This is a genomic window from Enterobacter cloacae complex sp. 394I7 (assembly GCF_057320345.1).
This window is the reverse complement of record NZ_JBXWCR010000001.1, coordinates 1,596,950-1,618,664: the sequence shown is the minus strand read 5'-3', so window position 1 is coordinate 1,618,664 and position 21,715 is coordinate 1,596,950. Positions and strand designations below refer to the sequence as shown.

20 protein-coding genes and 11 pseudogenes are annotated in these 21,715 nt (G+C 41.3%); 30 read left to right on the top strand and 1 reads right to left on the bottom strand.

Features of this window, described 5'->3' with window-relative positions:
- The first annotated feature begins 93 nt into the window (after positions 1-93).
- From AC2FAP_RS07910 to comJ, 9 genes and pseudogenes are all read left to right on the top strand, one after another.
- On the top strand, positions 94-519 hold the full coding sequence (locus AC2FAP_RS07910) for a hypothetical protein (RefSeq protein WP_032669715.1): 426 nt from the start codon (positions 94-96) through the stop codon (positions 517-519).
- An 88-nt stretch (positions 520-607) separates the two neighbouring features.
- Positions 608-1,090, top strand: coding sequence for an SMI1/KNR4 family protein (locus AC2FAP_RS07905; protein WP_138614188.1), 483 nt, complete (start codon positions 608-610; stop codon positions 1,088-1,090).
- An 842-nt stretch (positions 1,091-1,932) separates the two neighbouring features.
- Positions 1,933-2,298 (top strand): hypothetical protein, encoded by a 366-nt coding sequence (locus tag AC2FAP_RS07900; protein ID WP_449541730.1) that lies wholly within the window; start codon positions 1,933-1,935, stop codon positions 2,296-2,298.
- 259 nt (positions 2,299-2,557) lie between these two features.
- Positions 2,558-3,001, top strand: coding sequence for a DUF6386 family protein (locus AC2FAP_RS07895; RefSeq protein ID WP_049021894.1), 444 nt, complete (start codon positions 2,558-2,560; stop codon positions 2,999-3,001).
- A gap of 162 nt (positions 3,002-3,163) precedes the next feature.
- Positions 3,164-4,003, top strand: a pseudogene (locus tag AC2FAP_RS07890) (RHS repeat domain-containing protein); the annotation flags it as partial.
- Positions 4,004-4,385: 382 nt separating this feature from the next.
- Positions 4,386-4,790: a hypothetical protein gene (locus AC2FAP_RS07885; RefSeq protein WP_395015136.1), complete on the top strand. Its 405-nt coding sequence runs from the start codon at positions 4,386-4,388 to the stop codon at positions 4,788-4,790.
- Positions 4,791-4,872: 82 nt separating this feature from the next.
- On the top strand, positions 4,873-5,214 hold the full coding sequence (locus AC2FAP_RS07880) for a hypothetical protein (protein ID WP_196354576.1): 342 nt from the start codon (positions 4,873-4,875) through the stop codon (positions 5,212-5,214).
- Positions 5,211-5,642 carry an immunity 26/phosphotriesterase HocA family protein gene (locus AC2FAP_RS07875; RefSeq protein WP_395015132.1) on the top strand — a complete coding sequence of 144 codons (432 nt, stop codon included), beginning with the start codon at positions 5,211-5,213 and terminating at the stop codon, positions 5,640-5,642. Before AC2FAP_RS07880 ends, AC2FAP_RS07875 begins: the two co-directional genes overlap by 4 nt.
- Before the next feature lie 141 nt (positions 5,643-5,783).
- On the top strand, positions 5,784-6,266 hold the full coding sequence (gene comJ / locus AC2FAP_RS07870) for a competence protein ComJ (protein ID WP_449541729.1): 483 nt from the start codon (positions 5,784-5,786) through the stop codon (positions 6,264-6,266).
- 75 nt (positions 6,267-6,341) lie between these two features.
- Here comJ and AC2FAP_RS07865 read toward each other — a convergent pair.
- A pseudogene (locus AC2FAP_RS07865) lies at positions 6,342-6,764 on the bottom strand (DUF933 domain-containing protein); the annotation flags it as partial.
- Here AC2FAP_RS07865 and AC2FAP_RS07860 point away from each other — a divergent pair.
- The 21 genes and pseudogenes from AC2FAP_RS07860 to AC2FAP_RS07760 form a co-directional block, all read left to right on the top strand.
- Positions 6,754-7,894 (top strand): annotated as a pseudogene (locus tag AC2FAP_RS07860) (RHS repeat domain-containing protein); the annotation flags it as partial. The pseudogenes AC2FAP_RS07865 and AC2FAP_RS07860 overlap by 11 nt on opposite strands.
- The gene (locus tag AC2FAP_RS07855) at positions 7,894-8,892 is read left to right on the top strand and encodes a hypothetical protein (protein WP_449541728.1); all 999 of its coding nucleotides are present in this window, start codon (positions 7,894-7,896) and stop codon (positions 8,890-8,892) included. The pseudogene AC2FAP_RS07860 and the gene AC2FAP_RS07855, both read left to right, overlap by 1 nt.
- A 762-nt stretch (positions 8,893-9,654) precedes the next feature.
- Positions 9,655-10,137, top strand: a complete 483-nt coding sequence (locus tag AC2FAP_RS07850) for a hypothetical protein (RefSeq protein ID WP_449541727.1) — start codon at positions 9,655-9,657, stop codon at positions 10,135-10,137.
- Between the two features lie 698 nt (positions 10,138-10,835).
- Positions 10,836-11,588 (top strand): annotated as a pseudogene (locus AC2FAP_RS07845) (RHS repeat-associated core domain-containing protein); the annotation flags it as partial.
- Complete coding sequence (locus AC2FAP_RS07840) at positions 11,588-11,833, top strand: hypothetical protein (protein ID WP_449541726.1); 246 nt, start codon at positions 11,588-11,590, stop codon at positions 11,831-11,833. The pseudogene AC2FAP_RS07845 and the gene AC2FAP_RS07840, both read left to right, overlap by 1 nt.
- Before the next feature lie 30 nt (positions 11,834-11,863).
- On the top strand, positions 11,864-12,094 hold the full coding sequence (locus AC2FAP_RS07835; RefSeq protein WP_449541725.1) for a TNT domain-containing protein: 231 nt from the start codon (positions 11,864-11,866) through the stop codon (positions 12,092-12,094).
- 5 nt (positions 12,095-12,099) lie between these two features.
- A complete protein-coding gene (locus tag AC2FAP_RS07830; RefSeq protein WP_049023488.1) occupies positions 12,100-12,477 on the top strand; it encodes a hypothetical protein in 378 nt (125 codons plus the stop codon).
- Between the two features lie 46 nt (positions 12,478-12,523).
- A pseudogene (locus AC2FAP_RS07825) lies at positions 12,524-12,828 on the top strand (colicin); the annotation flags it as partial.
- A gap of 8 nt (positions 12,829-12,836) precedes the next feature.
- Entirely contained in the window at positions 12,837-13,034 is a 198-nt protein-coding gene (locus tag AC2FAP_RS07820; protein ID WP_063215743.1) for a bacteriocin immunity protein, read from the top strand.
- Positions 13,035-13,229: 195 nt separating this feature from the next.
- A pseudogene (locus AC2FAP_RS07815) lies at positions 13,230-14,009 on the top strand (RHS repeat domain-containing protein); the annotation flags it as partial.
- 452 nt (positions 14,010-14,461) lie between these two features.
- Positions 14,462-14,980, top strand: coding sequence for a hypothetical protein (locus tag AC2FAP_RS07810; RefSeq protein ID WP_346589074.1), 519 nt, complete (start codon positions 14,462-14,464; stop codon positions 14,978-14,980).
- 396 nt (positions 14,981-15,376) lie between these two features.
- Positions 15,377-15,669 (top strand): annotated as a pseudogene (locus AC2FAP_RS07805) (YciI family protein).
- Between the two features lie 91 nt (positions 15,670-15,760).
- A pseudogene (locus AC2FAP_RS07800) lies at positions 15,761-16,550 on the top strand (RHS repeat domain-containing protein); the annotation flags it as partial.
- Between the two features lie 171 nt (positions 16,551-16,721).
- Complete coding sequence (locus AC2FAP_RS07795) at positions 16,722-16,868, top strand: hypothetical protein (RefSeq protein ID WP_422713141.1); 147 nt, start codon at positions 16,722-16,724, stop codon at positions 16,866-16,868.
- Positions 16,869-16,952: 84 nt separating this feature from the next.
- Positions 16,953-17,699, top strand: coding sequence for a macro domain-containing protein (locus AC2FAP_RS07790; RefSeq protein WP_449541724.1), 747 nt, complete (start codon positions 16,953-16,955; stop codon positions 17,697-17,699).
- 381 nt (positions 17,700-18,080) lie between these two features.
- Positions 18,081-18,510 (top strand): annotated as a pseudogene (locus tag AC2FAP_RS07785) (RHS repeat-associated core domain-containing protein); the annotation flags it as partial.
- A 362-nt stretch (positions 18,511-18,872) separates the two neighbouring features.
- Positions 18,873-19,229 carry an SMI1/KNR4 family protein gene (locus AC2FAP_RS07780; protein WP_449541723.1) on the top strand — a complete coding sequence of 119 codons (357 nt, stop codon included), beginning with the start codon at positions 18,873-18,875 and terminating at the stop codon, positions 19,227-19,229.
- A 107-nt stretch (positions 19,230-19,336) separates the two neighbouring features.
- Positions 19,337-20,146 (top strand): annotated as a pseudogene (locus AC2FAP_RS07775) (RHS repeat domain-containing protein); the annotation flags it as partial.
- A 40-nt stretch (positions 20,147-20,186) separates the two neighbouring features.
- The gene (locus tag AC2FAP_RS07770; RefSeq protein ID WP_449541783.1) at positions 20,187-20,411 is read left to right on the top strand and encodes a hypothetical protein; all 225 of its coding nucleotides are present in this window, start codon (positions 20,187-20,189) and stop codon (positions 20,409-20,411) included.
- A 93-nt stretch (positions 20,412-20,504) separates the two neighbouring features.
- Complete coding sequence (locus tag AC2FAP_RS07765; protein ID WP_175556443.1) at positions 20,505-20,675, top strand: hypothetical protein; 171 nt, start codon at positions 20,505-20,507, stop codon at positions 20,673-20,675.
- 457 nt (positions 20,676-21,132) lie between these two features.
- Positions 21,133-21,555 (top strand): annotated as a pseudogene (locus AC2FAP_RS07760) (DUF6386 family protein).
- Positions 21,556-21,715: the final 160 nt, after the last annotated feature.

The following is a 21,715-nucleotide window of genomic DNA, read 5'->3' as shown; positions in this document are numbered from 1 at the left end:
TTTAGAGAACTTCTTTATTCAAAAGTATTTATGGCTCATGTCAGCTTTTATATTGGTTAGGAGGTTTCTTTGCGATTCACCATCAATAAACACATGAAAATCGGTTACGATAAATTTGATGAAAAAAGAGTTACATCTTTTATAGAAAAAGGAAATGAGTTTCATGATGATAAAAAATATACTGAGGCGTTAGAGCAATACCACAAAGCCTGGCAAGCTCTTCCTGAGCCGAAGCTCGAATGGGAAATTGCCAACTGGATCTGTGCATGCATATACAGCGCATATTTTGATCTGGCGGATTATGCTGAGGCAAAGAAATGGGGAGAGACGACATTACGGACATGTGGATCGGATATAGACACTGCACCCTTAATTGATCTCGGCATGGTCTGTTATGAGTTGAATCAATTTGAGGAAGCGTATAAATATTTTAACGATGCTTATAACTACGGCAAAGAGCGTGCATTTCAGGATAGACCTAGAAAATACCTTGAATTTTTTTTGCGCAAAAGAACATGAATACATCGTTATTTACCTTTTAAAGGTGGCTTGAATAAATATGTTCCATATAATTGCTTACGGAGTGTAATTACTACGTCATAATCTGATGAATAACTTCAAAAAATGTGAAAAAAAGATTGGTCGTGCAGATATTTATAAAACGGAAAGTAAATTATCTATTACCCTTCCGGATGATTTCGTATCACATTATCTGCAATTTAATGGTGGCATTCCTGAGAAAAGTTGGTGGGACGGTGATGAAGGTTTTGAGCCAGTAGAGGTAGCAGGATTTAAACCGTTTGTTTATAATACTCAGACAAATGATGATCCTAGGTCTTTAATTGACGGTTGCTATATTAGCATGTTGGATAGGGAAGTGATTCCTAGGAACCTACTTCCTTTCGCAAATGATTGGGGAGGGAATTTCTTTTGTCTGAATTTAGATAATTATTCAATTGTATATTTTGCTACAGATTCTTTTGATGAAGATTTGACTATGCAAGAGAATCATATAAAAATTCAAAGATATCTGACAAATTCATTTTCCAACTTTGTTGATGGATTGGTAACAGAAGAGAGTCTTCCTTAAAGAATAATTAATAAGTTTGCGACTTATTTAATTCTGCTGCTGTGAAGTCTATTTTTATGAAACTCTGTAGCAAGCCATAAATTTCTAGTTAAAAACTAAAAATGCAACGTATTTTTCCCTTTAATTAACAATTACCATCTTTGGTCATGAATTTGTTATTTCTCAGAAATAGTAACTACCCTTTAGGACCAATTACTGTTCAAACGAAAAATAGGTTGAGAATGAAATAACCTCAAACCCTAAGCTTGAAATTAACAATCCTCAATATGGAATTCAATGGGATCATGAATGGGGAAGAATTGTTGTACAGTCTAATGAAAAAAACTTCGACTGTGGAATTTATATCGAATGGAATGTTTGACTAAATGAAATTATCAATTAATAAAATCCCCCCATTTGCTTATCACCTAACCTGTCTATTAATGGAGTTAAAGGTTTAGATAAAGTGAAAATAACAAATCGACTGAAAAAGAAGTTATTAGTCCTGGATGGCAATGACAATGATTTCATAGAGTATGGAAAGGAACTAGCATGCCCTGAATGCGAAGGTGTAATAATATATTCCATAGTAAATTCATATGGTTTTGACTCGCTCACCGAAGAGGTAAAATGCTTTCTTGTTAAGAAAATGAGAGGTGTGAAGTATTTTAGTGAAGATAATAAATATAGCTATGATGAAAGCCAATTGTATGTTTCGAAAAACACATGTCAAAACTGTTTAAAAGACTTTTCAACTGTCTTTACGTATAAAGAAGTTCAGCCAGCCCGGTACCGTGTATATCTTGTGGGGTTTTTTGAAGGTGACTTGAAACAGATCAAATATTGTAATTTTAGATTTACCTATGATTGAAAATCTCAATTGTATTAAAGAAAATGATCTGCTTGAATGGACGCGTGGTGAAAGTAACGTACTGATTACTATGCCATTTTTAGACTGTGCAATGATAGATTCAACACGCCAATTAGTCTTTGCGTTAAGCGAACCAAAGCCATTACCAACCGTTTTGACAATTTTCAATGCTCGGGGCGAAACACTGTTGTCGTCTGCACCTCCTGAAGGCGCTATTTTCTATTACTTAACATTCAATCTATCAAAGGAAGTGGTTGTCGTCTGTAGTTATGCAGTACAAGAGAATGGCTGGTATGATTGGTTTTATTCCTTTGATATGAAGCGTAATGCGTTAACTCGAACTGGCTCAGCGTATTAAGATCAAATGCCCTTATAAATGATAAGGCAAGCTGTTTCCGTGTGCTTTGAAAAGATGTTCGGCTCAGCTCCTGATCTAAGTAAGTAAAATGCTGATCATCTGTTCATTTAGTTGTTGAAGATTTGCCTGTACAAAGAGTATAAATGCTGAATGAAACAATTAATAAAAGTGTCGGTAGTTCCTGGAAAATACAGGTAAAAAGGCGGGATTTCCGCTGGGGATGTCATCAGGGAAATAATATTTCAATAGGGGGGGTAAAATGAATAAATCCATTTATGTCCAGACGGATACTGCCACATTAGTTATTTATGATTTGATGTCATTAAAACATAGAATTGATAATGATGCAGATTGGTGGAGTCTTCCAGAAGATGAAATTGAAGAAATAAATAAAGGGAATGTATTATTTCTCAATCTTGGAGAGGATGGCGCCTATAAAATTCATATAAAAAATAATGTTGACGAATATGTTGGGGCACTATTTTTAAACGTACCTTCTGGAAAGGTTTTCATTGGAGCGGGAGAGGATGTCACGGGCGGAGATCTTGAGCCTGATGACTCAGATGCTATTTCTGGTGAGTTTATTATTTTAGAACCTGGTAGTTACAAAGTTAAATTTAAAAAGCAAGGTTCAGATGTTCTAATTTCCTTTACAAAAGCAACGTTTATTGAAAACTCATTAGAAGAGGGAGTTTATCTCTGAATGAAAATCCACGCCTTGGTGTGGATTTTTTGATTCAAAAAAACAAATGTTATACAATTAGTTCATCACGTAGCCATTTTTGACAATATCATTTTTTTCCTTTTGCATGTATCTTGCTTGTTTTTTGCGCCTCGCTTACCCTTTCCCTCAATAAATTGTCAGTATACCCGCGACGAACGACTCCACCTTGAGAATCGCCGCCCCCGGGGTCTGCTTACAACCCGCAGCGAGTACGACCGTCTTGGTCGACTGCATCGCCGGGATGTATTCACTGGCAATGCGCAGCGTCCGTCGCCGCGCTGCTGGTCCCGCCGCTGGGATTATGACTACCGTAATAACCTGGTGCGGGAAGAGCGGGACGATAACCCGTTCAGCTGGTACCGCTGGCAGTACGACAGCGCCGGGCGTTAGCTTGTTCAGGACGGCACGCTGCCCGAACAGGAGCAGTGGCGCTGGGATGCTACCGGTAACCCGCTGGAAGGCTCTGCTGCGAAGGTTACGCACAACCGCCTGACGCAGCTGAACGGCATTCGCTGGCGCTATGACGTTCACGGCCGCACCATAGAGAAAGATAACGGCCAGACCCGCTGGCACTACCGCTACGATCCGCTCGGACGACGCATCAGCAAAACGCGACGCCAGATGCTGGGCGGACAGCCAACCGGCAAGCCGGTCAGCACCCGGTTTGTCTGGGAAGGGTTCCGCCTGCTGCAGGAAGTGCACGGGGACGTGCCGCTGACCTGTGTCTATAGCGGTCAGGACAGCTACGATCCGCTGGCGCGTATTGATGGCGTGGAAGCACCGGAAATCTTCTGGTTCCACTGTCAGCCGAACGGCACGACGGAGCGGATGACGGATAGCGAAGGGCAGGTGCGCTGGGAAGCGGTGAACAGCGCCTGGGGCAAGCTGCTGCGTGAAAGCGAGCAGCAGGTCCCGATAGGGCTGGCGGGGGGGATAAACCTTTACCAGTATGCGCCGAATGCGCTGGGGTGGGTGGAGCCGTGAGGGTTGTCGCCTTCTAAACCTGATAAACATCTACCGGATGCGGAACCAGGGCAATATAATTACCGGGGTATACATAAAGACCATCCCGAATGGGAAAATGCACTTAATGGTAAGGTGATTCCTGGGATGTTCATTCATCAATAACTCCGGAGCAACATAACTTTGGCGGGGTATCAAGTATCAGCCCATATACTTCGTGGACAGATAGTCCCGATGTAGCAAGAAGCTTTGCAGGACCTGATGGTGTTATATTAAGAGTCAAAGTTGGTGCTCCTAAGTCAGGCGATTCTTGGTCGTGGGAGTATTCTTTTGATGAATGGATGGAACGAGAAATCTTACTTAAAGGAATCCGAAGTGGCGATGTTGAGGTGTTTTTACCATGAAAAATGATAGCCTTGTTGAGTATGCGCGAGAAAAAATACCGGATGAATTTCGTTCTTATCTAAATGAAAAAAATAATATGCAATGTGCATCATTCATAAGTCATACTCAAGATGAGTTGCGAACAATGAAAGCGCATAAAGAAAATACGAAATTCACCGGATTGAAAGTAAAGGGGCTTGATGAGTTAATTGTTGCTCTTGAAAACTTTGATAAAGAAAATGTTTCTGTAATTAACATCCGTACTAAGTCATATTCTTTTAAGGTTTATTCAGATGAAAAAAATAATTTTCTGCTGGGGGTTGTAATCCTTAAGTTAAAAAAGAAATCTGATGAAGATATTCGATTTGGGCGAGAAGTTCTTGGTATTGTGACTCCTCCTCCCGATATAGAAGATGATTAGGCTTTCTGGCTTTAAGTTATGTACAGACCAACCAGAATGTGCATGTGTAGCGTTCCGGTATGAATTGTATGCATGGTTGTAGGTGCTACACGACGGAAAGAATATTATCAATGTAGGACGTGGGGATGCACCAACGCGTTTGAATAGCCATGTGAATACACCGGGTAAATCTCTTTTGGAACAGTTGACCATATTTGATAATAATTCGACCAAAGCTGAAGCTAAATACTTGGAACAAAGAATTATGGATCTTAATGGTGGAGCTAAGTCAACGAATTCTTTAACAAATCTCCTCAATAAAATCAGATCGTATAGTCCTAATAACCCAAAGGTTAGCACATATGATATTGTGGGTCATAGCAGTGATTGGGGTGGAAAAGTATTGAATGATGCGTTATCAATACTGAAAGGTAATGGCTTATGAAAGTAAAATACAAACAGGGTGACATCTTTGTCATTCCATTGAGCAATGGGAAATATGCGATTTGTCATATTGTTTTTGCTCCAAGCAAAAAATTTAAGCAAGCAATAGGGTTCTGCATATTATCGATACAGCAGACTGAAGAGCTTATTGATGGCGGTTCATTAACACCGCTAAGTTTTGAAAAGTTTGGTAAAGAGACGAAAGTTATCTTTACCGGCAATCAAAATATCAGCAAAGGCGTTTGGAAAATTATTGGTTATACTGATCTTACAGAAGAAAAAAAACAATTGAAAATATTTAATTATGCTGGTGGTTTATATAATGGAGAGGACGAAATCAGGCGGTTATCTGTTGCCGAATACCCTAATTACACAACAATGGGGGTTTCAGGGTTTGAGCTTGTCGATAATATCCTGGCCAATATTTGAGCATCAGGGGTAGGGTGCTTCCCCTGTCAGATTTCGTATTACCGCCACTCATTAACACCTTAAAAATATCACAGGTATTTTATTTTTGATGGCCTGATCTCACATTATAGGTAGAACGATAATAAAAATCGAGGTAATGTAATGAATGATAAAAAAATACAAATAGTTGATCTACTGATTTCACATAGTCAAATAGTGTTACGATCCCGAGACTATGACGAAAAGCTGAGTCAATGGGGAAAGGGTAATGTTTCTCAAGGTGCTGTTCTTCACAAGGATTATGTTATATTCGATCCATTACCAGAGGACGCGTTTGGAGCAATCGTCAATATCAAAATAGAGTATGCTTTCAAATTGGATGAAAATGCTCAGCGCTGTATTGTTGTACCATTTTTCATTACGAATAAACATAAGCTGCAAATCGCTTCTGCAACTGAGAAATTCGATTTAAATATAGATGTGATCGATAAAGTTTATTCACTCTTTTATGAGATTTGTGAAGGCGATGAAATTTACTATAATTTCACTCTTGTACCGGCAAAAGAAGCTGTTGCTGCTAGGTTTTTGCTAGATGACCCTTGGGGAGGAATAAAATACCATCCTCTCAAAGAAGGTATTTTTTAAATTTAATATTATCTGGGAAATTTATCTCGGAATAAAAATCCGCGCCTAAGCGTGGATTTTTTCATTCAAAACCAATCAAACGTTAAACAGGAAGTTCATCACATCGCCATCTTTAACGATGTAATCTTTCCCTTCCGCACGCATCTTGCCCGCTTCTTTCGCGCCTTGCTCACCTTTGTAGGTGATAAAGTCTTCAAACGCGATAGTCTGCGCACGAATGAAGCCTTTCTCGAAGTCGGTGTGGATCTTACCGGCTGCCTGAGGCGCAGTCGCACCGACAGGGATGGTCCACGCACGCACTTCTTTTACACCAGCGGTGAAGTAGGTTTGCAGGTTCAGCAGCTCATAGCCCGCGCGGATCACGCGGTTCAGGCCCGGCTCTTCCAGACCCTGCTCGGCCATGGACTCTTCACGGCCGGCGTCGTCCATTTCAGCGGTATCGGATTCAACCGGGGCGCAAACCGCTACCACTACAGAACCTTCATTGCTCGAAGGTTCTGCTGAGAAAGTCACGCACAACCGCCTGACGCAGCTGAACGGCATTCGCTGGCGCTATGATATCCACGGCCGCACCGTGGAGAAGGATAACGGCCAGACCCGCTGGCACTACCGCTACGACGGTGAACATCGCCTGACGGAAGTCATCAGCCAGCCGCGGGACCGCAACAAACCGCAGACGCAGGTCAGCTTCCGCTACGATCCGCTCGGTCTCCGCATCAGCAAAACGCGTCGCCAGATGCTGGGCGGGCAGTCAACCGGCAAGCCGGTCAGCACCCGGTTTGTCTGGGAAGGGTTCCGTCTGCTGCAGGAAGTGCACGGGGACGTGCCGCTGACATGTGTCTACAGCGATCAGGACAGCTACGACCCGCTGGCGCACATTGACGGCGTGGAAGCCCCGGAGATCTTCTGGTTCCACTGCCAGCCCAACGGCACGCCGGAGCGGATGACGGATAGCGAAGGGCAGGTGCGCTGGGAAGGGGTGAACAGCGCCTGGGGCAAGCTGCTGCGGGAAAGCGAGACGCAGGTATCAGGATATTCTCAGAACCTGCGCACGCAGGGGCAATACCTGGACCGTGAGACAGGGCTGCACTACAATCTGTTCCGGTATTACGACCCGGACTGCGGTAGGTTTACGCAGCAGGACCCGATAGGGCTGGCGGGGGGGATAAACCTTTACCAGTATGGTGCAAATAGTTTAACCCGAATAGACCCTCTGGGATTAAAACAAGAGGAAGTTATACGCTATATGAGTAAAGATGAAGCGATTGCATCAGCTTCTGAACGCGATGGTAAAGGCGGATTGGTTCCTAATAATCGTGGTGAAAAAGCCATATGGGTTAATCATGACAGCCGACCAGGGTTTAACCCTGGAAATGAAAAGTATCGTGCCGTTATGACCGTAAATGACTCTGGGGTTGAGCTTCTTAATCAACATAGTGATATATCAAAAGTTGATTACAAAGAGACCGGGCTGAAAGATGGAGTTCTATCAAAGAGAAATGAACCTGGAGCAAGGGGGCATCGGTAAAAATATCCTTCCTCGTTTTAATGATAAAATCACTTCATTCCAGATTGAAAAGAAAAATGCTAAAGGTAATTGGAAGAAATGTGGTAAGAGGATTACTTAATGATTTTTGAAATGTATCTACATAAAATTGAACACTTCACTAATGCGAGAGCAGAGATTGAAAGTTTTGGAAATTATGTCTATGTTAAACATGAACCAGACCTTTTTTCCGTTTATTTTAAAAAAGAAAATGGGAAGTATGCAGAGTTGAGTCGTTGGCAAACTTGCTTTCCTAAATTTATGTTACAGCGTGCATTAAAGAAGCTAGGCCTAAGTGAAGAAGGGAAATATGCATTTGAAGTTTTTCTTTCTCGATTAGGTTATCTGTTTCAAATAGATAATCGACAGCGTATAGATAAAGATATTGTTATATTATTTTATATACATCAACTTCTTTCCTTAAAAAACAGCAAAGAAGATTACGCAATAAAAGCAAAAGGCTTTTTTTTAAGGTCTTTGTGTTTTGAAATGGGCATGGATGATGACTCTTATAATTTGCTATGCATTACTAATGACGGGCTCTGTATAAATACTGTCCAGCATGGCAATGTAACTGTATTATCATTGCTTGAGCAATTTTATGCACAATTTGAAAAAAAGAAAAACTTTGAAGATATTAAGGCTATAAAATACTATCAATCATCGGTATTAAATTTTTTGTTTGTTGCGAATAACGAAGATAATCACCTGTTGTTTAATGATAAAAATTGCTATCTTATCGATCCTGGTAATTTTATTAATGCATATAAAAAATCTAAAAAAATAATATATAAAGCTTTGGATCAGTGTTTTGATAAGTATCAATCTACAAAAAATTTATTAATATCCAACTTCATTCTAATGAATTACGCTTATTATATTCTTAGAGATAATTTAGCAGATCTTAAAACATTGAGAAGACATGTTTCTTCAGATATATTTGGAAGGATAATTTCCGCTATAGTATACAGAGGTTTCTTTGTAGATGAAGAAAAAATACTGAGGTTAGTTGGTGATGAATATAAATTCGGACCTGAAGGTGAAGATCGGAAATTATTTAATTTAATATATTCGATTTAAAATGTTAATGTTCGACTACAATCGAGGGTGTTAGGATTTGAATAATGAATCCGATGTGGGACCCTCGATTCTAAAAATCCAGGTTATGGACTGTTAATAACTTTACGGTACGCATGTTGTCAATAAAACAATATGTATATCTCATACAGTGCATTAGTGTACGCTGCTATAAAGATTACGGATTATTTTCTTAACAAAAAGTATCATATGAATCTTATTGATGTTCGGTATTTAAGGTTATGCTAACAAACCACTGACGACTTTGTGGCATTCGCTGGCGCTATGACTCCATAAACTTACCGAATGTGTTGAAAGATAACGTCCAGATTTCCTCTCAACCTCATATTCATGGTAATGAATACTGGAAAGTTTATCGCGAAGTTGATGGTGCTGATGTGGTAAGTGGCAAGGACCTCATAATAAAGATTATAAAGGTATTGATAGTTACCGAACAGAACGCTTAAAAAAGGAACGATCCTCTATGCATTGCATCCAAATCGTGATCAGTTACCTGCATATACCGTAACTCATCCTACAGTTAGGCAATATAAAGGTGATTCATTAGGATATCATGAGGTGTCACAAGTGAAACTTAACCCAGATTTCCCTGTACGAACCAAAGTTAGGGCATATTATGTATCTGAGGATATATTTGTTGCTAGTGGTCGTGCAACGGCGAATCCTCAGTTCGGAAAGGGGGGGGCAGTTTTACATACCTGAAGAAGCAAGAGGTAAATTAATTCCTGGTAAGGTTATAGATATATGAAAAAGATGACATTTAATGTAAAAAATGGGAATGTTAAAATTGATAATTATCCTATTGAACTTAGTTGTTTTGAAACATTTACTTCATCTGACTTTTACAAAACCCATCCGCAGTTTACTAAGATAGGTAAATTTTATTTTTCGAAAAATGATATTGAATGGGAAGGGCAGAACTTTATCGTAGAGTTCAGACCAGCAATTTTCTCATTTAATCCATCTCTTTTTCTTACAAGTAAAGACGGAGATTTTTATCAATCACTCAAAGATTGGGATAAGAGGGCATCGTTAAAAAATCTAGAAGAGGAAGAAAGACGATTGACAGAATGGGTTCAAAATAAATTTTCCAGAAACAATATGGGAAAGATAAATAAGCCTCCATATGGAACAAAATGGACTTATGAATGGGGAGAGATAACAGTGCAATCAAATGAAAGATCCTTTGATTGTGGGATATATATTGAATGGGATCTTAATCTCTGATGGTAATAAATCGTACATTACATATATGAGTTATCCATTCATGGAACGGAAGTCATATTGTCCAATAGTGATATTTAAATTTATTATAGATGACTGCCTTATTTGGTATACGAGATAAAAACTCGGATTAATCCCTTTTTTCTAAATGAAATAATAATCTTCTTCGTACATCTTTTATAAGTGACTCTAAAAAAGAGGAATGTATAATGAAATGCATAAAGAATAGTTAGATAATAATTTTGTAAAAATTGGATTTATGGCGAGATGAATTACTCACTTTCAGGATTCACTATATACACCTTAGTTGATCTTTCAATAAAAAACAAGATATTGCGTTGGTTATTAGTAAATGCCATAAGGTAAAGAGAGTCTCAAGACACAACTGAAACTATTTAAACTTTACTCAGGAAGTTTAGTATGTCGCCATCTTTAACAGTGCAATTTTTCCATTCTGCACGCAGGGGGCGCTGACCACCCGCAACGAGTACGACTATTTTGGTCGACTGCATCGCCGGAACGCCTTTACCGGCAATGCCCAGCGTCCGGCACCGCGATGCGAGTCCCGCCACTGGGATTACGACTACCGCAATAACCTGATACGGGAATAGCGGGACGATAACCCGTTCAGCTGATACCGCTGGCAGTATGACAGCGCCGGGCGTTTGCTTGTTCAGGACGACACGCTGCCTGGCCAGGAGCAGATGCGCTGGGAAGGGGCGAATAGTGCCTGGGAAAAACTGCTGCAGGGAAGCGGGACGCAGGTGTCAGGATATTCTCAGAACCTGCGCATGCAGGGGCAATACCTGGACCGTGAGACAGGGCTGCACTACAATCTGTTCCGGTATTATGACCCGGACTGCGGAAGATTTACGCAGCAGGACCCGATAGGGCTGGCGGGGGGGATAAACCTTTACCAGTATGCGCCTAATGCGCTGGGATGGGGGGATCTGTGGGGATTGAGTCGTGAGTGTAGCGGTAAAACAAAACCTGATTTCTATGTTGGGCCTGCTGGTCCAGGCGTTACAATGCCTTCAACTGCTTATCGTTATGTCCGATATTTGAATGACGATGGCAGTTTAGATAAATGGGTTCCTGGTCTTATCGAAACTAAAAAAGTGCCTGTAACATATTTTGGATTCGAAAAATTTTATACGGGTAAAGCGGCTCGTGATGCGTTTCAGATAAAAGGTCCTGATAAAGTTGATCCGACTTTACCAGCGGATGTTTCTTGGAGTGATGCAAGAATTAGAGGAACATTTGATACATTGCAACTTTATGAAAATGGTACTCCTCAAGTGAGGCATCCAAGAATGTTTGGGGATGAAGTTGGTGCACCATTAGAACAATTTACAAATGCTTATCCGCAGTATGGGAAAGGGGGCGTAGAACAAATGCACGCAGAAAAACGGGAAATTACTTTCGACAAAATTGATATTCTTCCGGAGGAATAATGAATTACGATTCATACAATGAGGTGCTCGACTATCTCAAGGAGTTTTTTAAGTCAAGAGTAGAGTCCGCATGTTATTTAGAAAAGCTAATAACTTTGATTGAAGCTTCTCGCTCTGAAAAAACTGTGACAATAAGAGGTATTTATGAAACGTACATGCAGTATGTAAAAGAAAATAGAGAAAATATAAAAGTCATCGCTGGAGAAAAAGAAATGTGGATTAATTTATTGAACCATTGGCAATAAAGTTTTATTGGCACAAAGATTCCATTGTAAATGGTTCTTACAAACCAGCGTGAATATCCTGCTGGAGCATCTTTCGAAAGCCGAGTCTTGCCTTTGGATACGCTAGATAAAACATATAAAACCTACGAAGTGGTTGCTCCAGTACATGCATATGCAGGACCCGCGATACCTTGGTTTGAACAACCAGGAGGGGGTGCTCAATATGCACTATCTAAATCAATAAAACAACTATTGGCTGATAAAAAAATTAGAGAGAAATAAATTTCATGAGTCTAGGAAGTTATAATTTTAAACCCAAGAGAACAATATATGATGGAAAGGATGATGATTTTTATGATTATTCAGAAAAAATATCCATACCAAAGTTAGATTGCGAGATTGTTTTCAAAAATGAAGATGCCAAACCTCTTTGGGGTATACATGATGATTTAAAAAAACAAATCTTGAAAAATATCTCTGGGATAAAGGTTAAAACATATAGCGATGATCTAAGTCCCTCCTATAAATATAACGATTTAGATATTTATGTTTATTCCAGTTTGTTTGCAGGCAATGTTTTGCATATAGTTTTAGCTGAGGGTGAAAGTCAGGCTGCCAGATATAAAATCATATTATTAGGGTTTGTATTAACTGACTGCAATTAACGCTATTTCAGCGAAATAGCATGGTGATGCAAGTTTATTCCCATCTTCTATTGTCGATAAATTACGAGGCCGGGAAGTAAAATCCTTTGATGATTTTAGCGAGAACTTCTGTATAGGGGGATATTTCGATTCGCATCTTTCAAAGCAATGTTGTTCATCAAATGTTACCAGAATGCGGGGCGGAAAGCTCCAATAGCGCATGCTATGCAATGGAACGTGAAAAATAGATATTTTGTACTACACCATAGAACCCCTGCCCAACATGGAGGCGGTGTATATGATGTTGATAATCTGGTAATTATTACGCCAAGATATCACCTTGACACACTAGACCGTGCTTATCCTTTTTAAGGAGTAATATGCAAAGACAAGAGCTTATTGAACTGATAAAAAAAATCCAACGTAGTGAAGGTACAGAAGAGGAAGCTGATAACAACATTGACCTACTTTGTAGAAGTGTCGCAGACCCTCAGGCAGCCAATTACATTTATTATGAAGAACTTAGCGCAGAAGAAATTGCTGATAAAATTATAAACTACAAACCAATCCAACTATAAATATTATTCTGGTGGCGCAATGAGTCCCCCATATGAAAAAAAATCCATGCCAAAGCGTGGATTTTTTCCATTCGAAACAGATCAAACGTTAACAAGATGTTCACCACGTCGCCATATTTAACGATGTAATCTTTACCTTCAACAGGCATTCGGGCTTCCTCCTTACGCACCTTGCTGACCCTTACCCTCAATATTTTGCTTGTACAGGACAGCACGTTGCCTGGCCAGGAGCAGTGCCGCTGGGATGCTGCCGGTAACCCGCTGGAAGGCTCTGCTGAGAAGGTCACGGACAACCGCCTGACGCAGCTGAACGGCATTCGCTGGCGCTATGATATCCACGGCCGCACTGTGGAGAAGGATAACGGCCAGACCCGCTGGCACTACCGCTACGACGGTGAAGATCGCCTGACGGAAGTCATCAGCCAGCCGCGGGACCGCAACAAACCTCAGACGCAGATCAGCTTCCGCTACGATCCGCTCGGTCGCCGCATCAGCAAAACGCGACGTCAGATGATGGGCGGACAGCCAACCGTCAAGCCGGTCACTACCCGGTTTGTCTGGGAAGGGGTCCGCCTGCTGCAGGAGGTGCACGGGGACGTGCCGCTGACCTGTATCTAAAGCGATCAGGACAGCTACGACCCGCTGGCGCGCATTGATGGCGTGGATGCCCCGGAGATCTTCTGGTTCCACTATCAGCCGAACGGCACGCCGGAGCGGATGACGGATATTGAAGGGCAGGTGCGCTGGGAAGGGGTGAACAGCGCCTGGGGCAAGCTGCTGCGGGAAAGTGAAACGCAGGTATCAGGATATTCCCAGAACCTGCGGATGCAGGGGCAATACCTGGATCGTGAGACAGGGCTGCACTACAAACTGTTCCTGTATTACGGCCCGGGCTGCGGACGGTTTACGCAGCAGGATCTGATAGGGCTATATGGCGGGTTAAATCTTTACAGCTATGCTCCTAATCCATTAGGTTGAATAGCTCCGCTGGGTTTATGCAAGAGAGGGGATCCCAATGCAACTGAGTATATATTTAGGATTCAAGCGGGAATTCCACCAAATGCAAGTCGGGTCAGAATCAAATTAGATTCTGCTAATAACCCCAAAATTCAGCGTTGACCCTTAAATAGTGGAACCTTAAATATCAGTATTGGAGATAGCTCGCATGCTCAGCATTTCCTTGATATTAGAGGTGGTAATGCAGAAATTGTCTCCTTTCAACTTCCTAAGTGGATGGCGGATTTCATAGAAGAAAGTGCAATACCTCAGGCCGTTTATCGTACTAATCCGTTAAATCAAGGTTGGTTAGCTCCTAAGCGTGTCGATCCGACAACGCCAGGTAGATCGTATGAATTACCATCAATATGGGCAGAATGGCTTGAAGAAGTAGCGATTCCAGGCACGGGGAATGTAAAATAGGTTACTATATGAATGTTAATAAAGATGATGAACTCCTTGTAATAGTAAAGAACGAAGGAAGATTTTACTGGTTCGTTGCCTTTAAAGAAATGTGGGTTTTGGACAGAGTTAAATGGGTAGACGATTTTGTGAAAAACGGGGTGGAAATTAACTTACAGGATATCCATAAAGAAAGATATGACATACCAGTAGTAAATGAAGAAAACGTACAAATATTCATTGATAACTTAATTAAAGAGGGTTGTTTATACGATAAGGATGATATGTCTGTGGCGTTTTACAATAGGCTTTCAGAAAAAACAACCTGGTGGGATATATATGATCTAATTCCGGATTTATTTATAGACTTTGATAGTAAGCGACTATATTCTGAATATGTTGAGAATATGCATTATCACAAATATGTTCCTGATGGATGGTTAGGTAAACTTGTTGATTTCTGCAGTGATGGAACGTTACCTCAAGATGAAATATTCTGGATAAAAAATGAAACAGATTATAGAAGCATTGTGATCGTTAAACGGTAAAAATATACTTTCGGCATATCATTATTAGACTATGCAATGTTAGATTCAACACGTTAATTAGTCTTTGTATTAAATGAACAAAAGCCGTTACCAGCCGTTTTGACAAACTTCAATGCACTGTGTGAGAAAGTATATTTGTCTGCACTTCCCCAAGGGACTTTTTTATTGCTTAACATTCACTCTTCCAAGGGAAGTTGTCATTGTCTGTAGCTTTGCGGTAAAAAAAACGGCTGGCATGATTGGTTTTTTCCTATGATGCATAACGTGTTGTCCCAATCCGGACCCGCTTATTAAGATTAAAATACACATAAACGTTATAACAATACTGGGTGGCAACAGAGGAGCTGCATAAACAGTTCCAACAATCGGCGTAAAAACCTAACTGAGAGGCAAAGGATGAGCACGGTTTACATTGTCATTTTGACCTATATAAAACCACTCGATGAAATCGACGCAGCGATACCTGCTCATGTTGAGTGGCTAAAAAAGGGGTATGCAGAGGGATTTTTCTGGCGTCCGGTAGACGGATCCTAAGAAACAGCGGTGTCATTCTCGCTAAGTGCGAGAGTCTTGCCTCTCTTGAAGAGCGCTTACGCGAGGATCCTTTTCAGAAGTTAAAGCTTGCGACTGTTGAAATCATTCCCTTTGAACCCAGCATGAAAACAGAACTCCTGGAAAATGTGTTTTAACCCCGTAAGAAAATCAAACGTTAAACAAGAGTTCATCACATCGCCATATTTAACGATGTAATCTTTGCCTTACGCACGCATCTTGCCTGCTTCTTCGCCCCTTGTTCACCCTGCTCTCAATAAGCTGTCGGTCTCAGATTTTAGCCGCGACGAACTTCACCGTGAGACCAGCCGCACCCAGGGGCTGCTGACCACCCGCAGCGAGTACGACGTCTTGGTCAACTGCATCGCCGGAACGTCTTTACCGGCAATGCCCAGCGTCCGGCACCGCGATGCGGGTATCGCCGCTGGGATTATGACTACCGTAATAACCTGATACGGGAATAGCGGGACGATAACCCGTTTAGCTGGTACCGCTGGCAGTACGACAGCGCCGGGCGTTTGCTTGTTCAGGACGGCACGCTGCCCGGCCAGGAGCAGTGGCGCTGGGATGCTGCCGGTAACCCGCTGGAAGGTTCTGCTGAGAAGGTCACGCACAACCGCCTGACGCAGGTCAGCTTCCGCTACGATCCACTCGGTCGCCGCATCAGCAAAACGCGACGCCAGATGCTGGGCGGACAGCCAACCGGCAAGCCGGTCACCACCCGGTTTGTCTGGGAAGGGTTCCGTCTGCTGCAGGAAGTGCACGGGGACGTGCCGCTGACCTACGTCTACATCGATGGGCAGGTGCGCTGGGAAGGGGTGAACAGCGCCTGGGGCAAGCTGCTGCGGGAAAGCGAGACGCAGGTATCAGGATATTCTCAGAACCTGCGCATGCAGGGGCAATACCTGGATCGTGAGACAGGGCTGCACTACAATCTGTTCCGGTATTACGACCCGGACTGCGGGCGGTTTACGCAGCAGGACCCGATAGGGCTGGCGGGGGGATAAACCTTTACCCGTAGGCGCCGAATGCGATTGGGTGGGGTTGACTTCTTAGACATTGATTCATGATACAGCCGAAGAAGAGATGAAAGATATCACGAAGAATGGTGTAATAAGACCTTCAACAGGGGATATACTTGTCCGCTTCGAGGATAGACAATACTTCATTAATATCATACCTGAAATGATTGGCGGACGAACACTTCAAAGATATTGATGCAATTGTGAAAATGTCACTAGGCCAATTAGAAGCTGATAGATATGGTAATGCAAGAAAATTAAAAGGAATAAGCCATTTTGCCGAAATAGCTGTTATTGGCTTAGATGGTAATTGAATCACGAGAAAATACACTTTTGATCTTGTATATAAAAGATTTTGATGATTCTAAAAGAATTGTTAAAAGAGGGAGGGATTGTAGTTGGAGAAAAAATATTTTAAAGGAACTGTTGATTTTATCTCTGGGCAAGGGTGCATTCTTAGTGAATTTATAGGAGATGTCGCGACACGTCAAATAAATATTGTTGATGGTGAGTATTATGCTTCTTCCTCTTTGTTAGATAAAAACGAACAAGTAGGTTTCCTGCTTTATGATGGTAAGAAAAGCGACTTAGACTTAAGTGACTCTGAAGAGATTTCAAATGAAGAATTTGAAAGTGTCTGGATGGATTCACTCGATTCATTTAAAGAAAAAAACCGAATAAACTATTTATCCGGAGATGCTGTAAAGTGTTTGAACAAATCCACAATCATTGCTCATATTGTAAATAACAAAGGCAAATGGGGGAAGGGATTTGTTTTATCTCTTTCGAAAAAATATCCTGCTTCGAAGAAAAACTATCACAACAATTTTAAAGATAATGGCGTTCCAGAATTAGGTTCGGTAGATTTTGTTATGGTTGATGATCAAAAAAGGATATTTGTTGCTAATATGTTTGCACAGGATGGGATCAAGAAAAATAACAATGATGATAATCAATATGTATGCTATGAATTCTTAGATGTTTGTCTCGCAAAATTGTCTGACTTTGCGTTGGTGAATCGTCTTTCAGTACAAATGCCAAGAATAGGATCTGGCCTTGGTGGTGGTGATTGGAGTATTATAGAGTCATTAATATTAAAAAATATTTGTTATAAGATGATTGATTGTACTGTATTGACTTTATAATTTTAAGTTAAATTTAGACAAGGTTTTTTAGTAAGGCTTATTTGCTGCTCTAAAATAAATGCATTATTGACATAGGCAAGGACTTTAGTATGCAAATATCTATAATAAATACTATTGAAAAGGAAACGAGTTACACGATAACAAGAACTACATTGAGGCTTTGAGCAATAACAACAAGTCCAGAAAGCGCTATCTTAGCTGAAGGGTGCATTGGAACTTGCCAACTGGATATTTGTATGCTTGTACAGCCCTTACTTCGATCTCGCGGAGTATGATAAGGCGAAGAAATGGGGTGAGACAAGCCTTACGCAGGGCTGCTGACCATCCGTAGCGAGTAAGATTGGCTGACACAGCTGAATGGTATTCGCTGGCGTAAAGCTAACCGGTAAGCCCGTCACCACCCGGTTTGCTTGAGAGGGGGTCCGCCTGCTGCAGGAAGTGCGGGGAATGTGCCGTTGACCTATGTCTACAGCGATCAGGAGAGTTACGATCCGCTGGCGCGTATTGATGGCGTTGCTGACCTGAGATTTCCTGGTTCTACTGCCATCCTAACGGCATGCCGGAGCGAATGATGGATAGTGAAGGGCAGGTGCGCTGGAGAGGGGTAGACAACGCCTGGTGCAAGTTGCTGCGAAAAGGCGAGACGCAGATATCATGTTATTCCCAGGATCTGCGTATGCAGGGGCAATACCTGTAACGTGAGACAGGACTGCACTACAATCTGTTCCGTTATTACGATCCGGACTGCGGGCGGTTTACTCAGTCGGACCCGCTAGGGCTGGCGGGGGGAAACCTTTACCAGTATGCACCGATGTGGATAGGTCATTATAGATTAAGTGTTTATGAAATTGGAAGCTATCCTTATTTGAGAGATATAGTTAATGATGGCCACATTGGACTTGATGCTCATTATTGGATGCAAAAATTATTTTGAAAAAATATTTTTGAAGGTTATAATCTTAAACGTTGAAGAAACATATCGGCATTAATAAAAGTTTGGGGAGAGGTGTAGTTTGCATGGATTTTATAAAAAACAATTAACAACTAATTATCTGTAGGCAATTAACAACACTTTTCCGCATTGTTAATTTCTACTAATTCACTAACAAATGCTAGTCTCATTGCAATGACATTTGTTTTTAATATGGCTTGTTCTTATATCGGTAAACACATATGGTAAAGCAGGATTTAATCGATCAGTTGGATAAAATTGAACAACTAGTGCACAAATCTTTACCTGCTGAATATAAGCGATTTATGGTTGAGAATGTTAGAGACACTGACTCTTATGAGATTAAAAGAGCGAATGGTGAACATTTATATGTATTCAATTGTTTCGATTTACTTGAAAGAAATATTACATACACAATTCAAGAGGTTGAGCCTGAATTTTTATTGATTGGTCAAGATGGCGATTTAGGATATTTTCTTAATTTGTCTAGAGGTACTGATGAGGTTTATTCTTTAGAACTTGGTGCGTTAGGAAGCTTGGATATGATTAAAGAAAGTAATACTATATTTATGTTATAAGAGTTTCTGATTCATTTATGGACTACTAGTTTAATATCAATAAAAATCAACGCCAAAGCGTGCATTTCTTTTGCTCAAAACAAATTAAACGTTAAACAAGAAGTTCAGCACTTCACCATCTGAACGATATAATCCTACCCTTCGGCAAGAACCTTGTCTGCTTCTTTTGCGCCTTGCTCTCGATTAGCGGTGAGTATACTCGCGACGTACTCCACCGTGAGATCAGCCGTACGCAAGGCTTCTGACCACCCGCAGCGAGTACGATCGCATGGGCCAACTGTATAGCCGGGACGTCTTTGTCGGCAATGCCCGTCGCCAGCGCCGCTGTCATGCAGCAGATAACCCGCTCGAAGATTCTGCTAAGTAGTAGGTCGTTAATAATTGTAAGACGCAACTGAATGGCATTCGCTGGCGTAAACGCGATATCAGATGCTGGATGGCAACTGGCATGCTAGTCACTTCCCGGTTTGCCTGGGAAGGGTTCCCCCTGCTGCAGGTGGTGCATGGGGATGTGCGGCTCACCTATGTCTATTGCGATCAGGACAGCAACGATCCGCTGGTACGAATTGACGGCGTAGATACCCCGGAGATCTTCTGGTTCCATTGCCAGCCTAACGGCATGCCCGTGCGGACGTCGGATAGCGAAGTGCAGGTGCGCTGGGAAGGGGGGAACAGCGCGTGGGGAAAGCAGTTGCGGGAAGCTGAGACGCAGGTATCACGATTTTCTCAGAACCTGCACATGCAGGGGCAATACCTGGACTGTGAGACCGGGCTGCATACAATCTGTTCCGGTATTACGATCCGGACAGCGGGCGGTTTACGCAGCAGGGGCCGATAGGGCTGGTGGGGCGATAAACCTTTACTCCTATGCGCCGAATGCGCTGGGGTGGGTGGATCCTGTTGGTTTAACCGTTTGCAAAAACGGATGCCCTAAACGATCAATGAGAAGCATGTCTTTTGCTGAGTGGATTAAAAGAAAAAAGTGGAAATAATACCCATGTGTATTTAAGATATAAAGATGTCAGACCTATCTATGTAGGGATCACTAAGGATGTAGATATCCGTGCTGTACAGCTTGGTGAAATGTTCGACAAAATAGTTAGAATTACTGAAGAACTGTTAAATTGCGGTCATGCGTGGATCAGAGAACCAGAAATTATTCAAAATAATCCCCACTTTTAAAATTCTATCAATAGCATAAGTCCGACAAGAAAGTTATACTCGGATGCTATTATGTGTGGCGGAAATTGGCTTAAATAATAGGGTTAATAGAAAATGGCCGATAGACTTACTATAGTGCCAGCAAAAGAAAATCAAAAAAAATGGCCTAAAGAAGGCGATGTTTTTTACTTTCAGTTAAATGATGGTCGGTTAGGCTATGGCATGGTCTCTTTGGGTAAAATAGATGTCGGCCCGTTCAAGAATGCCATAGTTATATATATATAACTATTTTACATCTTCGCTTCAAGAAGATGCTGTATTGCCAAAAGATAATTTGCTGCTGTCGCCAATTATTACTGATAATTCATGTTGGAAAAACGGTTATTTCGTAACGTTTAAAACTATCGACATGCGTGAAGTGGATGTCTTACCTCAACATTATTTTAAAAACCCTGTTAGAAATAAAATATATGATCATCATGGCGTGGAAGTAGACTCGCCGATTGAGAATATACTAATAGGTGAGGAGTCGATTCAATTCTATAAAAGCGTTGTAAAATCTATAGAAAGTATAATTAACTAATATGCAGGTCGGTGAGTAGTTTGTGTTTTTCGGTCTTTTATTTTTACCGCAGCATGTTATGATGATTAGCTTATAAAAAACATATTGTTAGATTTTTGAGTGCCAGATGGGCTTATACCTATTTTTAACCTAATCCCTTCATTTATTACTTGATAATTTATAACTATAGAAACCGATACTGCCGTATTAGTTATTTATGATTTGATGCTATTAAAGCATAGAATTAATGAGGATGTAGATTGGTGCAGTCTACCAAAAGATGAAGAAATAAAAATGCAATATGTTATCTCCAATCTTGGTGGTGACGGAACCTATAATGTCAATATTAGATACGATGTTGGTGAGTATACAGTTGCATAATTCTTAAGCGTATCTTCTGGGAAAGTTTTCATCGGGGCGGGGGAGAATGTTACGGGCGGCGCCCTTGATCCTGATGACTCCGAAGCTATGTCAGATGAGTTTATTACTTTAGAAGCTGGTAATTATGAAGTTAAATATACAAAACAAGGTGCGGATGTTCTCATTTCCTTTACAAAAGCAGCGTTTACTGAAAATGCATTAGAAGAGGGTATTTATCTCTAAATACTGATAAATCACCGGCTATTAAATTGGCAGAATTGAGAACTGAATAAACTAAATATAAAAGTATTTGAGTCTGCTGATAATGAATGGGCTAAATTTGTAACTCAGGGTAGAGCCAATACACTTGCACATAGTTATGATGCTGTAAGTGAGCCAATGT

Bases quoted from the DNA above. Each gene is read 5' to 3' on its own strand.
- AC2FAP_RS07910 (WP_032669715.1), top strand. From the start codon at position 94: ATGAAAATCGGTTACGATAAATTTGATGAAAAAAGAGTTACATCTTTT.
- AC2FAP_RS07905 (WP_138614188.1), top strand. From the start codon at position 608: ATGAATAACTTCAAAAAATGTGAAAAAAAGATTGGTCGTGCAGATATT.
- AC2FAP_RS07900 (WP_449541730.1), top strand. From the start codon at position 1,933: ATGATTGAAAATCTCAATTGTATTAAAGAAAATGATCTGCTTGAATGG.
- AC2FAP_RS07895 (WP_049021894.1), top strand. From the start codon at position 2,558: ATGAATAAATCCATTTATGTCCAGACGGATACTGCCACATTAGTTATT.
- AC2FAP_RS07885 (WP_395015136.1), top strand. From the start codon at position 4,386: ATGAAAAATGATAGCCTTGTTGAGTATGCGCGAGAAAAAATACCGGAT.
- AC2FAP_RS07875 (WP_395015132.1), top strand. From the start codon at position 5,211: ATGAAAGTAAAATACAAACAGGGTGACATCTTTGTCATTCCATTGAGC.
- comJ (WP_449541729.1), top strand. From the start codon at position 5,784: ATGAATGATAAAAAAATACAAATAGTTGATCTACTGATTTCACATAGT.
- AC2FAP_RS07855 (WP_449541728.1), top strand. From the start codon at position 7,894: ATGATTTTTGAAATGTATCTACATAAAATTGAACACTTCACTAATGCG.
- AC2FAP_RS07850 (WP_449541727.1), top strand. From the start codon at position 9,655: ATGAAAAAGATGACATTTAATGTAAAAAATGGGAATGTTAAAATTGAT.
- AC2FAP_RS07840 (WP_449541726.1), top strand. From the start codon at position 11,588: ATGAATTACGATTCATACAATGAGGTGCTCGACTATCTCAAGGAGTTT.
- AC2FAP_RS07835 (WP_449541725.1), top strand. From the start codon at position 11,864: ATGGTTCTTACAAACCAGCGTGAATATCCTGCTGGAGCATCTTTCGAA.
- AC2FAP_RS07830 (WP_049023488.1), top strand. From the start codon at position 12,100: ATGAGTCTAGGAAGTTATAATTTTAAACCCAAGAGAACAATATATGAT.
- AC2FAP_RS07820 (WP_063215743.1), top strand. From the start codon at position 12,837: ATGCAAAGACAAGAGCTTATTGAACTGATAAAAAAAATCCAACGTAGT.
- AC2FAP_RS07810 (WP_346589074.1), top strand. From the start codon at position 14,462: ATGAATGTTAATAAAGATGATGAACTCCTTGTAATAGTAAAGAACGAA.
- AC2FAP_RS07780 (WP_449541723.1), top strand. From the start codon at position 18,873: ATGGTAAAGCAGGATTTAATCGATCAGTTGGATAAAATTGAACAACTA.
- AC2FAP_RS07765 (WP_175556443.1), top strand. From the start codon at position 20,505: ATGGCCGATAGACTTACTATAGTGCCAGCAAAAGAAAATCAAAAAAAA.